Origin of the sequence: Shewanella hafniensis (assembly GCF_019655335.1) — a bacterium.
GTDB lineage: Bacteria > Pseudomonadota > Gammaproteobacteria > Enterobacterales > Shewanellaceae > Shewanella > Shewanella hafniensis.
Genome location: NZ_BPFD01000021.1, coordinates 24,347 through 39,319 on the forward strand (window position 1 = coordinate 24,347; position 14,973 = coordinate 39,319).

A 14,973-nucleotide genomic window follows, 5' to 3' on the forward strand; every position below is an offset into this window, starting at 1 on the left:
TCCGATTTAAGCCTTGTCGTCTTGAAGGTTAGTCTAGTGCTTAAGTGGATTTTTCAGTCAAATGATCGCCTAACTCTCACTGGTTACGCGATCATTTTTATTAATCTTTAACGGCGTTTATCAATTTAGGGTAGGGATATGAACATTCAGCAAATGTCGGGTTTAGCTATTTTACAGGCAATGGCAAAGGGGGAACTGCCTGCTCCTTCTATCACGCAGACTATGCCCATGTCATTGATTCGAGCCGAAGAAGGCTCTGTGCTGTTTAATGCGACAGCCGATGATAAGCATCTGAATCCGCTAGGCGGCGTTCATGGTGGTTTCGCTGCCACTGTACTGGATTCTGTTACTGGCTGTGCTGTGCACACTTTGCTTGAAGCGGGTGTGGGTTACGGTACTATCGATTTGAATATTAAAATGATTCGACCTGTGCCTAAGCATCAAGTGTTAGTGGCCGAGGGCAGAGTGATTAATCTGTCTAAGTCCTTAGGAATTTCGGAAGGCACGCTAAAAACGCAGGATGGAAAATTACTGGCCACCGCTACGGCGACTTGCATGATTTTAAGACCATAGGCTGATGCTATGCGGTACCCAATGTTATTAGAACAGTACTTTACCCTGTTAGCTGTAAGGATTTTATGAGCATTAATTCAGTAAATAACGGAATTTTTTAATCATATTTTCATAAATAGGCTTCAAGATTGAAAATAGCTAGCATGCGATATTCCATTCGACAGAAAGTATGTTAGATTCTGGCGAATTGTTGCTGATCGCTGTATTGTTACCTCTGTCATCAACAGTTCTCCACAGGGCCATCGCTGCAAATTTAGTTAGATTTGCAGGGAAGTGTCAGGAAGTTACACCAATTCAGAGTCTGCTTATGCAACCCAATTTATTTCCCGAACAAAGAAACGTTTACCAACAATCGATGGTGACAGTACCTTCGATTGAAGCCCAATCTTCCTCTCGTCGCGGCCGTTTGCAGCGCATGGTTGGCAGCGTATTGTTAACCTGTAGCGTATTGCTGAGTCTTTCGGCGTGTGCGGCGGGTAAGCAGGCGTCACCACAAGAAGGTGAAGAGTTTAGTTACGCTTGGCTTAAGGGCTATGCCCGAACTATGGCTGCGCAACCCTACGAAAGCCATAAAGGCGAATTACCTAAAAGCCTTCAAGGCATGAGCTGGGATGATTACCAACAATTCCACTTTAAGAAGAAAGCTGCACTGTGGCGCGATCAGGACTCGGAGTTTCGTGCCGAACTGTTCCACCTAGGGCTGTATTTCGACACGCCAATTCACATTTATGAATTGAATGAAGGCAAGGCTAAGTTAATCGACTATTCGCCTTCTATGTTCGATTACGGTAAGTCAAAGGTGAAAGGCAGTCAGTTGCCTAAGGATCTTGGCTTTGCGGGTTTCCGTATGCAGTTCAATACCGATTGGGAACGTGACGTTGTCGCTTTCCTTGGCGCCAGCTATTTCCGCGCTGTGGGTCATGAGATGCAATACGGCCTGTCGGCTCGTGGTTTAGCGGTGGATACTGCGCTGCCAAAACCTGAAGAGTTTCCAATGTTCACCGACTTCTGGTTAGAAAAACCTAAACCAGGATCGAACATCACGACTGTGTATGCCTTGTTAGACTCTCCGAGTGTTACGGGGGCTTACCGTTTCGATATCGAGCCGGGTGAGCGTTTAAAAATGAAAGTGGATGTGGCGGTTTATCCACGAAAAGCAATTGAACGTTTAGGCGTCGCGCCACTGACCAGTATGTTTATGGTGGGTGAGAACGATCGCCGTACCGGTTACGACTGGCGTCCAGAAATCCATGACACCGATGGCTTAGCCATGCACACGGGTAATGGTGAATGGATTTGGCGTCCACTAGGTAACCCAGAAAACCTACGATTCAACGCCTATAGCGATGAAAATCCAAAAGGTTTTGGTTTACTGCAACGTGACCGGAACTTCGATCACTATCAGGATGACGGCGTGTTTTACGATAAACGCCCAAGCCTGTGGATTGAACCAACAAGCAGTTGGGGTAAAGGTTCAGTGCAGTTAGTTGAAATCCCAACACTGGATGAAACCTTCGATAACATAGTGGCTTTCTGGAATCCTGCTGAGCCGATTGTGCCGGGTCAAGAGCTGCTGTATAGCTACAACATGTATTGGGGCGGCATTCCACCGGTTCAATCACCCCGCGCTCGTGTTGTCGATACTTTCACTGGGATTGGCGGTGTAGTTGGCCAGAAACGCAAATACTACAGTAAGCGTTTTGTGGTGGATTTCGCTGGCGGCACTTTGCCTATGATTGGCAAAGATACCCAAGTTAAAGCTGTGATCACTGCATCTGAAGGTAAAGTCGAAATTGAGTCAGCCCGTCCGTTAGCTTCGATTAATGGTTACCGCGCTATGTTTGACGTAGTGCCACCCGGAGATGGTACTGAGCCGATTAACCTGAGAGTCTATTTAGAAGTCGATGGCCAGCCATTGTCTGAAACTTGGATGTATCAGTGGAATCCGCCTGCAAAGGATGATCGTGAATTGCACAATGCGGGTCATCTGCAATAAGCGATTTGTGAGTTATTAATCTAAAACGCCAGCTAATTTAGCTGGCGTTTTTGTTTTAACTGAGCCCGCTGAATCCTACCTCTGCAGGTTTTTGGGTTTATACGGCTTGATAGGCTAAGACTAGATTATCTAAAAAATGCCCCAGCAACTGATTCATTCGAGTCGTTGATTGCCCCAGTATGAACTCAGGGCTTTGAATATAGGGCATTTTCTGTGTGCTAGAAAAAGCATTTTCTTGAGCAATTAATGGCGCTAATTGGCTACTGATAAATTCAAGATGGCATTGAAATCCAAAAACTAAATCTGTGTAACGTACAATTTGCCGCGGGCAGGCTGCACTTGTGGCGAGCACTTCGCAATCGGGAGTGAGGCCAGGCATGTCGTTATGCCAGTGGCCGACCACTTCAGTGGTCGAAAATGTCTTAAGGTTAATATCACTTTTTCCTGCCGCAGTCAGTTCAATAGGAAAGTAACCAATCTCGGTATGCGGGCTCTTTTGATAACGGGCGCCTAATGCCTCGCCGATTAGCTGTGCGCCAAGACAAACCCCCACAACGGCTTTATTTTTTTGGATAGCTTGTCTGATAAACCTTTGTTCTGCTTGGCTATCAAAATATGGACAATCGCTTTGGCATGTCGCGGGAGATTGGGGGCCACCGAGGATAATTAATAGATCAAAACCATCACTATTGTCGGGTAAAGCTTCATTTAGATAGATTCTGCTAAAGCTCATACTGTAGTTTTTGCTTGCGGCCCAATCGCTAAAATAGCCTGGACCTTCATAGCTTTCATGGATAATGCAATGAATGCGCATCGAGTTTTCCTGTGTCTTTTATGGGATAACGCTATGCTATAATCCTTTTTATTTGGCTGAATAACGTTATATGGACAAGTAATAATGCTAAATCGCCAACTCGATTCGATTAATACCATTATTGAGCAAGCGCCTAATATGCCTTCTTTTGTAAAAACGATTGAGATGCAGAAGGGGTATGTGGATGCTTTACACCAGCACTGTTGGCATCAGCTTATTTTTCCGCTTCAAGGCCTGTTACAGACAGAGGCAAATGGGGCACTGTTTTTGGTTCCCCATACCACAGCGCTTTTTGTACCTGCAGGTGTCATGCATGAGTCTGTTGCGATTACAGATACCTGCTTTATTGGTGTCTATTTGAATCCTATGTATGGCCGAGATTATGGCGCCATGATAAAGCCCGTCGCTATGAGTGCTTTTCTTAGGGAGTTGGTGCTAACGCTTAGAAAACAATGTGTTTTTAATCCCCCAACGAATGTTGAGCCAATGGCTCTGGCGGCAATACAGTGTTTGCTTGAGGTGTTATACGATCAAATTAATAGTGCGGAAGGACAGACCTTTAAGTTACTGATACCGCAAGATAGGCGCCTAAAATTGATCTTTGAGTACTTAACTCAAACGCCAGCTTTAGATTTCTCTTTAGTGAAATGGGGTGAGATGGTTGGGGCATCGGAGCGAACATTGTCGAGGTTATTTGTGAGGGAGTTTGGTTCCTCATTCGTCTTATGGCGCCAACATTTGCGGCTGATCTATTCGCTGTCGTTATTGGCCACAGACCTATCAATACAGAATGTGGCCCACCAAATTGGTTATCAAAATGATTCATCCTATATCAAAGCCTTCAAGGAGCGTTTTGGGATGACGCCACAGCGATTTCGGTTAGGCGATCATGGGATATAACCCTGTTACGGCGTATGGTTATGAACACTATTTTTAGTTGGCTTATTTAATATTGAATCAATATATTGCACCTTTTCGCGGCACAAATATTCATTTGGCCGAATAAAATCAAGCCAGTGTTAATTGCAAGCATGCTACTGAGTTATTGGGGGCTAATTCACTTTTTGACAATCTAAACAATTTTTCACTGTAAAAGACCCCAAACTTGGGCGTAACCTGTGGGCGTTCTCGCCATGGGTAAGTATTTTATGTTTGAAATGTTCACAACGTTAGGCTTTGCGTGGTCGGTGGGTTTAGTCCTTGCCGTACTTTTTGTACTGGCATACGAATTTATTAATGGCTTCCACGACACAGCAAATGCGGTGGCGACAGTTATCTATACCAAGGCGATGCCGGCCAATCTTGCTGTTGCTACCTCTGCACTCTTTAACTTTGCGGGTGTGCTATTAGGTGGTTTAGGTGTGGCCTATGCGATAGTGCATTTATTGCCCGTAGATTCCTTGCTCGGCATGGATTCGACCCAAGGTTTATTGATGGTCTTTTCTTTGCTGTTTTCGGCAATTATCTGGAACTTAGGCACTTGGTATTTCGGTATTCCAGCATCGAGTTCCCATACCTTGATTGGGTCAATAATGGGCGTGGGCGGCGCGTTCGCGTGGATGAATCATCAGCCTATCTTGCAGGGCATTAATGTCTCTAAAGCCTCGCAGATCATGTTGTCCTTAATCATTTCGCCGACCTTAGGTTTTGTGATGGCGGGGATTTTTCTGCTCATCATGAAATATGTCTGGCAGAAACATAAAATTCACCGTACTCCCGATGAACAGATGCAGATTAATGGTAAAAAACACCCGCCATTTTGGGCCAGGGCGAGTTTAATTGTCTCTGCTATGGGCGTGAGTTTTGCCCATGGTTCTAACGATGGTCAGAAGGGTATCGGCCTAGTGATGTTAGTGCTGATTTGTATGGCTCCGGCGTATTTTGCCTTGGATATGGGCAGCCAACCCTATGATTTAGAAAGAACTCAAGATGCCAATCGGCGCATCATGGCGATTTACGACCGCAATCAAGCCGTTATTGCCGATGTGATCGACTTTAACGCTTTAGCAAACGTCCCCGAATATATGCTGGCCCATTGCTCGCCCGCGAATGTATTGCCCGCGATGTCGCTGCTCGACCGTCGCTTAGCAAAAGTCTCGACTTACAAAGATATGGATGTAGAAGAGCGACGCGAGGTGCGACGTTTACTCCTGTGCATCGATGATACTGCTCGCCAAGTGGCTAAATTGGATCTTCCTGCTAAGGATTTGAGTTCATTGGCTAAATGGCGAAAAGATCTCACTAGAACTACTGAGTATGCGCCCATTTGGGTGATTATTGCCATTGCGACTGCGCTGGGCTGCGGCACGTTGGTGGGGTGGCGGCGGATTGTATATACCGTGGGGGAAAAAATTGGTTCATCGAGTATGACTTACAGCCAGGGCATTGCCGCGCAGGTCACCGCTGCCGTCTCTATTGGGATTGCCAGTATGACGGGGATGCCGGTATCGACGACTCATATTTTGTCTTCCGCTGTAGCGGGTACTATGGTGGCTAATCGTTCAGGGCTTCAGATCCAAACCATTAAGCAAATCATGCTCGCTTGGCTGCTGACACTACCTATTACTATGTTGCTCTCCGCGAGTGTGTTTATCCTTGCCAATGCACTTTGGGGTTAGCCAAGAATACTCAAGTTGAATGCTCACATAGCCAAGCCTTGAGGGCTTGGCTTTTCGGTTCAGTGCCGTTTCCCGCGATAATTACCTAAGCCATCTTGTTAGAGTTGAGCCTTCAACACCAACAAGGACATAAGATGGCTGAGCAATCTAGAATACGTTTTAAAGCACAATACCAATAATAAGAGCAGCGATACCCACGGCGAGCTTGCCGTGGGTTTTATTACGCGCGTTTTACCTTGATAGCGTTCTACCAAGAAAGTCCCATCTGGGGACTTGTCTCTTCGGGTTTCTTTTCAAGCAGGTTTATCTCGGCGAGTTGAATGTGCGTTGCAATTTGGCTGCGCAATTTTTGATAGAGACGTATGGCGAGTTCTGGTGCGGTTTCATTATCGGGAGTATGGATAAATAGATAAGGCTCTCGGCCTTCAGTAAGCCACTGCGGGAGTTGGGCGAGCCAATTATCAAAAAAGGCATCGTTATCCTTAGATAAAGCGCTCGCGCCTTGCTGCGCGAGTCGTGTTACGGCATCGTCTGCTTGGCCGATAAAGCGCACCACAGGATGATTTGCGGTGGCAATCGCATGCACTGGCACTCGAGGTTTTTTCTTATGGGCGTCGATAATGGCGGCGTTGCTGGGTGGTAGGGCAAACAAGGGCCTGCTATCCATGATGATGCGATTCACTTTTTTATCGATAAGCAATCGATTTAGTGCACGCTCGGCTTCTCCCTTCGCAAAAAATGCAGCATGCTTGACTTCAACGCCATAGGTTAATCCTTGGGGGACTTGATTGAGAAATTGCGCTAACACAGGTAAGTTTTCTGGGCCGAAATGGGCGGGTAGTTGGATTTTCCAGATCCCCGTTTTATCAATTAATGGCGCCATCACTTGGAAGAAATCTTTCAACTCTTGGCCACAGTATTGCAATAGTTTTTGGTGGGTAATGGTATGCGGCAGCTTGAAGGTAAAGCGAAAATCATCGGGTGTAGCACTATGCCAGTTCATTACGGTTTGCTGTGCTGGCGTTGCGTAGAAACTGGTGTTGCCTTCGACCGTATTGAATATTGTGGCGTAACGGGCGAGTCGCTCCGCTTGTTTAATCCCATGGCCATAGACACTCTCTTGCCAATTTGAGTGTGACCACATGGCTAGCCCAAGGCGAAAATGACTCGGTTTATTTAACCCAGAACGCAACTCATCCAAAAAGACCTTCCTTAAATTTTATTCACATTGGCCAATGCAATCCTAGTCTGATGTAGGCTAGGGTTTGGGGCATTGTGCCGATACCCTTAGTCTAGAGTCAAATCTCGCCGCTGATGGCTTAGGGTATTGTATTTGATTTTGTTTGCATTTAATCCTATAAAAAGCCGAGCCCAACTTGGGCAACTCTGGAATGACATTGAAAATTAACCTACTCTAATAGTGCGTTATTATTATTTTTATGCTTATGATCAGACTTATTACTTAGCCAAATACAGACGTTGATTGGAGAACGGTGTGAATAATGATGGCTACACTTCCCTAAGCAATTTTATTGACCTTCTTTTGGATGCTATTTGCGTCGTTGATAAAACTGGGCGGTTTGAATTTGTCAGTGCGGGGGGCTGAACGTATTTTTGGCTATACGCCTGCGGAAATGATGGGTATGCAGATGCTCGATCTTGTGCTGCCTGACGATAGAGAACGCACACTCGCAACCGCCAATGAGATTATGACTGGCCGCTATAAGGTCGATTTCGAAAACCGTTATGTGCGTAAAGATGGCACAGTTGTCGATATTTTATGGTCTGCCCGCTGGTCCGAGGTTCACCAGCAACGTGTGGCAGTGGCGAGGGATATTTCTAAAAGTAAAAACGCCGAACGCCGACAAGCAGCCCTGTATGAGATTTCTGAAGCTGTGCATGTTGCTGAGGACTTGCTAGCCCTATACCGCCGTATCCATGAAATTATTGCGAAATTGCTACCTGCGGCAAATTTTGCTATTGCATTGTACGATCAGGATTTGAATGAACTCAGTTTCCCCTATAAAGCCGCCGCGGGGGATAATTCACTGGTTGATATCGCCAGTTTCAGCGTGTTCACTGAACAAGTGATCCACAGTGCAGAGTCATTACTCCTATGCCCCTTAAGCTTAACTGAGTATCCACAAGCTATTCGCGAAGAGCTGGGTAATGGCAATTTAAGTTGGCTGGGCGTGCCACTGAAGCTGCAAAAGGGTGTTATTGGTGCCTTGATGATGCATAGCTTGCCCACTTCGGCTTCTTATACTCATCAAGACCGTGAGTTATTGGAATTTGTTTCTACGCAAATTGCCTTCGCGATTGAACGCCGACAAATGCTAGCGCGATTAGAACATATTGCGCTGTATGATCAGTTAACCCTGTTACCCAATCGTGAGCTTTTTTACGATAGGTTTCAAAAGGCACTATCCCGTGCCCATAGGGAATCAAGTTATTTCTCTTTACTTTATTTAGACTTAGATAAGTTTAAATGGGTTAACGATACCTTTGGTCATAGCGTTGGCGATTTGCTGCTGCAAGTAACGGCGCAGCGTATTCTCAGCTGTGTTAGGGGTTCAGATACCGTAGCGCGTTTCGGCGGTGATGAGTTTGTGATCTTACTAGAACGTGTTGATTCTGCTCAAAATACCCTATTGGCAGCGCATAAAATATTACAAGTCCTTAATCAACCCTTCGAGCTTGCCGACCAGCAAATCCATATTTTACCGAGTATTGGTATTGCCTTGTATCCAGAGCACGGCATGGACGAAAAACAGTTACTCTCCTGTGCGGATGCTGCTATGTATAAGGCTAAGAAAAATGGGGGCAATCGTATTGAAATGGGCTATCAAGGGCTAAGAAACCTGCATGCAGATCCTCTGACTGCGGCTCCTGAGCTAAAGAGCTCTGAGTTAAAAGACACTGAGTTAAAAGACAGCGAGTTAAATAACCTTGAAAACAAGGTGACTAAGATAGTGTGAGTCCGATTGAGGTGTTCAGGCGCAAGAGTTGGAGCGGCTGGAAGGTATAAAGAAATGCCCGTCAATGTCAGTGACATTGGCGGGCATTATTGTCTGGAACGATTTTACGGCATCAGAGTATAGAATCGTGATGACTCTACAGTTTGAAGCGATTTACTTCCTGCTGTAATGACGCCGCCAAGTGGGCGAGTTCCTGCGCTTGCACCATAGAGGTTTGCGCTTCAATCGAGAGATTCTCCGACACTTCACGAATCGACTCAGTATTGCGGTTGATTTCGCTGGTGACTGAAGTTTGCTCTTCAGCTGCCGTGGCAATTTGGCTCGCCATATCCGAAATATCATTAATGGCTTTACTGATCAGCAACAGACTTTCGCTGGCGGAATTAGCGTCGGCCACACTGGTTTCTGCCATTTCATGACTCTGAGTCATAGATTTAACAGCTTTGCCGGCGGTTTGTTGGAGGGTTTCGATCATCGCTTGAATTTCTTGGGTCGATGAATGAGTGCGTTGTGACAGTACACGCACTTCGTCGGCAACCACAGCAAAACCGCGGCCTTGTTCACCCGCTCGTGCGGCTTCAATGGCCGCGTTAAGTGCGAGTAAGTTGGTTTGTTCGGCGATGCCACTGATCGTTAATAGAATACTGTTGATCTTCTGTGAGTGCTCATTCAGCTCACCGATAATTCGGCCGGCAGTTTCAACTTCACTAGCTAAATTACGGATAGATTGCTGACTCTGGGCGACTTGTTTGTGGCCATGATTCGAAAGCCCGACAGCATTTTGCGCAGTTTGTGCTGTGTGCTCGGCATTGCTGGCAATCTCTTCGGTGGCACTGGCCATTTCGGTGACAGCCGTGGCGACCATAGTCACTTCATCTTGTTGGACTTCAATGCGTTGGCTGTTGTCCGTGGCCGAAGCGCTGCTGCCTTGGGCCTGATGCTCAAGTTGACCGGCAATCTTGTGCATACGGGAAATCATGCCATGGAGACGTTCCACAAAGCGGTTAAAGCCCGAAGCTAACATACCAATTTCGTCGTGACTGTTGGCAGTATGAATGCGCACTGTTAGGTCACCATCACCTTCGGCAATATCATTGAGTGCTTGGGCAACGCGTTCGAGATCTTTGAATTGGATTTTGAAAATGGCGATTAAAATCAAACCAAAGAGTACTAATAGGGCGACACCTACGGCCGACATCCACCAGGCAAGATCGGTGGCCTGAGACATAATTTCTTTTTTATCCATCACGAAAATCAACGCCCAGTCCGTCGAGGGTATCGCCGCGACATAAACTAACTTAGTGGCGCCATCTAGGGTACGTTCTTCCATGGTATTGGCATTGGTGCGCTGTGATAACCAGCTATTGCTAAAATTACTATCAATTTTTGTGAGTTGCTGGGTATTGAACTGGCTATTGGGATGACTGATGATGAGTCCCGCAGTATCGACCATCAAGGTATAACCTTCGCCCGGCACTTCGAGGCGCTGCACCGCATCGGTTAATTGATCTATGGTTAAGTTTGCTGCGGCTACGCCTATCAGCTGTCCTGCTCCCATCACAGGCTCGGCAATGGTCACGACTTGTTTTTTCAGTGTGGCGCTGACGTAGGGCGCCGTCATGATCATTTTACCAGCGGCTTTAGCGTCCATATACCAAGGGCGGACGCGGGGATCATAATTCGCGGTATTTAGAGACGGATCTTGGCGATACATGTTGCCTTGCTCGTCGCCATAATAGGTGAGGGCAAAGTCAACCGCCGTATGTGCTTGCAGTAAGTGAGGGGTGACGTTTTTGCTCGGATCGGCTTCAATGGCTTGTTTCAGGCTGGTAATGGCCATTTTTCTGTCTTGCATCCACTGACCTATGCCGGATGAAAAGGTATTCGCCAGTTGGTCAATTTCATGTTGAGTGTTTTCTAACGCATTATTTCTAATGAAATAACTAGAGATACTTACGAGTACAGCAATAGTGATCAGTACCGCGGAAAGACTGCTAAACAGCAGCCGTGTTTTGAGTGTCGATCGCATAATCTATTCCTTTATATTCCGTTAGCGCTCTAACGTTGTTTTAGTATAGCGGCTGTAAGAGACAAAACATTAAAGCATTGAGAAATTATAGTAATAAATTTAGACATGACGCCCATAAATCAGTCGCTTTATAATGGCATGATTTTTATGCAAATAACGATTAGGTAAGCCATTTGTTATTAATGCTTACTCGATAAACTGAGAAGACTGAATCGAAGAGAAAATAATATTTTACGGATGACGAATATCATTATTTACCGTCACTAATCCATTAAAACATACCGATTCTCGCTAACGATATAATTAACTATGTTACCGTTTTTCGATTGCGATTAACTGATTCAGAATGCTAGCTTGTTTATTTAACGTTAAGTTGTTTGCGTTACTTTTTGTATGTTTCGAGCTTAGCCTCCATCTATTACCGCACAAAAAAGGAGCTTCTAGAAGCTCCTTTTTAATTCTAAAATGGCTTAAATATCATTGGGTCATTTTACTTTTGATCAACACGCAGCGTTGTTCCATTTGACGGGTTTCTAATAGATTGCGGCGAGTGATATTTGATAATCCCGTTTGACGATCAAGTACCTTGTCTAGCGCTGCTATACTATTGTAATTACAATCGGTAGGAACGAGGAAGTGGCTGTAGTTACGCATAAATACGGGACCTTTTTTGTCCATATCCATTAAGCTCGCCAAACGTTCTTCCGCAGTCGCTGCACTTAATAGTTTCTGCTCAGCAGGATAAAGATTTTGCATAATAATACGTTGCTTGGAGAAAGGCAGGCTGTCTAGATGGACCTTACTTAGCCAGCGACGTTTTGCCGCGGCCTCAGGGCGGATCACTTGCGCCGCAAGCGCTGCTTTCTCGCCTGAGTCCGAATTATCCTTGGCCGCTTCTTTGGTTAAACGTTGCTGCGCGTTAGGGAAATCATAGCGATTGAGCTGGGTGATAATCGCCCAGCGCAAATCTTGATCTAAAGTTAATCCCTTAATTTTTGTCTCGCCGTCAACGAGTTGTGCTAGATGGCGCAGTGAATCCCTGTCGCTGGCTAAACTGACATACGCATCGAACCAAATACGTTGGAAGTCATTATCGCCTTTGCTTTCCATCGCTTTTCTAAGGCTCATCTGGCTTAAGCCTTTGACTGCATTCTCAGCGTAGTTTTGCTGAATAGGTGCGATTTGTGCGAGATACTGCTTCGAGCGCAACATGCTATCGATGATCTGACCGACAATTGTGTAGTCCGTCTCAGCAGGCGCGTTAACAAACACTGTGCTTAGGTATTGATCTAAGCTCAATTTACCTTCGCGAACGCTGTCCCACAGACTTTGCCACAGCATAGAGCGCAGCAGTGGATCTGACACATTACTCAACTGCTGTTTTGCAGTGTTAAAGGATTTGTCATCGAGCTCGACTTTCACAAAACCCCAATCATCAAAGTTTGGATAGACTAAGTCAGGGCAGCGCTCACCAATCAGTTGTTTGACTTCGGTACGCTCACCCTTGTACGTGACAGGCACAGTAACGTCATGGCGTAAATCGTAGCGACCTTGGGTAAAGAGGGCTACTTGGACTTTTTGTTCGCGTAATGTTGGTAGTTCAGTGCTTGCTGGGAGCTGTAGCAGACTAAAGTCACTGATGCGGTTAGCTTCACAGCGATATTCCGCCTTGATGGTGTTAACGCCCGCGCTGTAGAGCCATTCTTGAGTCCATGCGCTTAAGTCACGACCAGCGGCTTTGCCTAGGCTATTGATAAAATCGTCTAATTCGGCATTTTGATAACTATATTGTTTTAAATAATTGCTGACGCCACGGCGAAACACCATGTCGCCCAGCAAGTGGCGCAGTTGTTTTAGTGTTGATGCGCCTTTTTGATAAGTGATCGCATCGATATTGTCGAAGGCGTTTTGGGTTGTTGCCACTGGCACTTCAATCGGATGCGTGGTGACTAAGCTGTCCTGCTCATAGGCTTTTTGTTTGCCTTTGGCGTAGAAGCTGCGCCAAGCATTGGTGAATTCGGTCGCTTCCTGAGTCGCAAGCGTTCCCATAAAAGAGGCAAAACTTTCATTAAGCCACAGGCCATTCCACCATTTCATGGTAACGAGATCGCCAAACCATTGATGCGCCATTTCATGCATGATAACGCCGGCTAAGTTTTGCTTTTGATCTGCTGTCATGGCCGCTTTAAAGAGGAAATGATCTTCAGAAAAGGTTACAGCACCTGCGTTTTCCATCGCGCCATAGAGGAAATCAGGCACTAGAATTTGATCGTATTTCTTAAAGGGATATGGAATACCGAAGTAGTTATCGAAGAAGGTTAATCCTTGTTTGGTATAGTTAAACCAATCCTGCGGTGTGACTTGGCTAGCCACAGATCCACGGGCGAACAGGCGCATTGGATAGCGGCCAGAGTTGTCTTGCCACATGTGGTAGGGACCCGCATGCATAGAAAAGTTATACGGACTGAGTTTCGGTGTATCAGGGAAGGTCCAACGGTTGTATGCGCCTGCTGGAGTGATTTGGCTTTCACGCATAGTGCTAATCACTTGCCAATCTTTAGGTGCTGTGACCGTAATCTGATAGTTGGCTTTGATATCTGGTTGGTCAAACACGGCAAACATTTGCTGCGCGGCAGCGGGTTCAAAATGCGAATAGAGGTAGACCTTGCCATCGACCGGATCTTTAAATCGGTGCAAACCTTCGCCGTTGGTGCTGTGAGGACGAGTAAACTGCACTTCAACCGTGTTTTCACCTGAGGTGAGTAAACGCGTATTTAAGTTAATGTAAGCGCCATTGTAATTGGGATATACGGCGGTGCCATTGATCATAAAGCGTTTTATCTGTGCTTTGTTTAAATCTAAGCTCAGCTGTTTGGGTATTTCGCTTAACTGAAAGGTCACTTTGGAGGTGGCGGAAAAGTCGGCTTCCCCTGTGAGCTGAAAATCTAATTCATAGCGAACATCGGAAATAACCTGCGAGCGCAGCGCGGCCTGATATTGGCTAATGTAAGCACTGGCGTCACGTGGACCCGTATTGAGCGTGCTTTGGGTGGCACACGACATCAGTGCGCCGCAGGCAAGGGCAACAAAACTGGCTTTAAACAAGTTCACAACTTCAATCCTTCAACAATTTGTTTTCTGCTTGAATATTGAGTTCAATATCGGGTGTCAGGAGTTGCCTAAGTGGCAAATGATCCCCCGTGCCAGCGCCGATTTGAGCCAGTATCATTGCAGTGTATTTTGGCCGAGTACACTACCTTATTTGCCTAGGATAACCAATGTTAAAAATGTAAAAAAAAAGCCAGCATTTCAGCTGGCTTATTGGAAACTCTGTTTGGCGACAGTCAGCGCCTGAGACAATTACATGCCTAAGAAAGACTTAGACTTCATCTTGCGGATTTCTTTTTCATCAGACCATTCAATCAAGCCTGTTTCTAAATCCATTAAACGCATTGTCATCTTGTAGTACACGTCTTTAGTGCTACCGTCTTGCTTCACTATGCTAGATAAATTGCCGTATAACATGTATTGCGCGCCGATTTGACGACCAAACTTGATGGCGGTTGATGGATCAACCATGCCAGTGTTGTTTTGGTAATCCAGTTGCTTACGGACTGAGTCTACTTTGGTCATGTCGATAAAACGGAACTTGCCTGAGCGCAATAGTTTGTTGCTGATAGAGTCGGTAACAGACTCAGTATCAATGTGCTCTGAGGTTTTATTCTTGATGCTGTCGACAAATAAAATCGGACGGCTATTAGCTGTCATGGCAACGATAGGAGGGAAAGTCATCATGCTATCCACCATCTTGGCTGCAATAGCTTGCAGATCCGTTGAGCCAAAGTTCTCATTGACGGTTTCAACTTCGGTGGCATCGCCATACTCGACTTTAGATTGACATGCAGCCAGACCCATAACGGCAGCCAGCACAAAAATCAGTTTAAATTGTTTCATAGTCAGTTCCA

The 14,973-nt window shown here is 45.9% G+C and carries 9 protein-coding genes and 1 pseudogene; 5 read left to right on the forward strand and 5 right to left on the reverse strand.

The annotated features are described in order from the left end of the window. Positions 1-138 precede the first annotated feature (138 nt). On the forward strand, positions 139-573 hold the full coding sequence (locus K5Q99_RS08515) for a PaaI family thioesterase (protein WP_106651469.1): 435 nt from the start codon (positions 139-141) through the stop codon (positions 571-573). A gap of 307 nt (positions 574-880) precedes the next feature. Next, complete coding sequence (locus K5Q99_RS08520) at positions 881-2,569, forward strand: OpgD/OpgG family glucan biosynthesis protein (RefSeq protein ID WP_006083981.1); 1,689 nt, start codon at positions 881-883, stop codon at positions 2,567-2,569. Positions 2,570-2,666: 97 nt separating this feature from the next. Here K5Q99_RS08520 and K5Q99_RS08525 read toward each other — a convergent pair whose 3' ends face one another. Further along, positions 2,667-3,383 (reverse strand): type 1 glutamine amidotransferase, encoded by a 717-nt coding sequence (locus K5Q99_RS08525; RefSeq protein ID WP_106651467.1) that lies wholly within the window; start codon positions 3,381-3,383, stop codon positions 2,667-2,669. Positions 3,384-3,467: 84 nt separating this feature from the next. On the opposite strand from K5Q99_RS08525, the gene K5Q99_RS08530 reads away from it, so the two are divergent. Then, a complete protein-coding gene (locus K5Q99_RS08530) occupies positions 3,468-4,283 on the forward strand; it encodes an AraC family transcriptional regulator (RefSeq protein WP_106651466.1) in 816 nt (271 codons plus the stop codon). 248 nt (positions 4,284-4,531) lie between these two features. Further along, a complete protein-coding gene (locus K5Q99_RS08535; protein ID WP_220776619.1) occupies positions 4,532-6,001 on the forward strand; it encodes an inorganic phosphate transporter in 1,470 nt (489 codons plus the stop codon). Positions 6,002-6,248: 247 nt separating this feature from the next. Here K5Q99_RS08535 and K5Q99_RS08540 read toward each other — a convergent pair whose 3' ends face one another. After that, complete coding sequence (locus K5Q99_RS08540; protein ID WP_220776612.1) at positions 6,249-7,202, reverse strand: DUF72 domain-containing protein; 954 nt, start codon at positions 7,200-7,202, stop codon at positions 6,249-6,251. A 294-nt stretch (positions 7,203-7,496) separates the two neighbouring features. Here K5Q99_RS08540 and K5Q99_RS08545 point away from each other — a divergent pair. Beyond that, positions 7,497-8,979: pseudogene (locus K5Q99_RS08545) on the forward strand (sensor domain-containing protein). Positions 8,980-9,115: 136 nt separating this feature from the next. On the opposite strand, the gene K5Q99_RS08550 reads toward K5Q99_RS08545, so the two are convergent. From K5Q99_RS08550 to lpoB, 3 genes are all read right to left on the reverse strand, one after another. Continuing rightward, positions 9,116-11,008 (reverse strand): methyl-accepting chemotaxis protein, encoded by a 1,893-nt coding sequence (locus K5Q99_RS08550; protein WP_106651463.1) that lies wholly within the window; start codon positions 11,006-11,008, stop codon positions 9,116-9,118. Positions 11,009-11,485: 477 nt separating this feature from the next. Then, positions 11,486-14,119 carry an aminopeptidase N gene (pepN, locus tag K5Q99_RS08555; protein ID WP_220776613.1) on the reverse strand — a complete coding sequence of 878 codons (2,634 nt, stop codon included), beginning with the start codon at positions 14,117-14,119 and terminating at the stop codon, positions 11,486-11,488. Between the two features lie 249 nt (positions 14,120-14,368). Further along, positions 14,369-14,962, reverse strand: coding sequence for a penicillin-binding protein activator LpoB (lpoB, locus tag K5Q99_RS08560; RefSeq protein WP_006080406.1), 594 nt, complete (start codon positions 14,960-14,962; stop codon positions 14,369-14,371). Positions 14,963-14,973 lie beyond the last annotated feature (11 nt).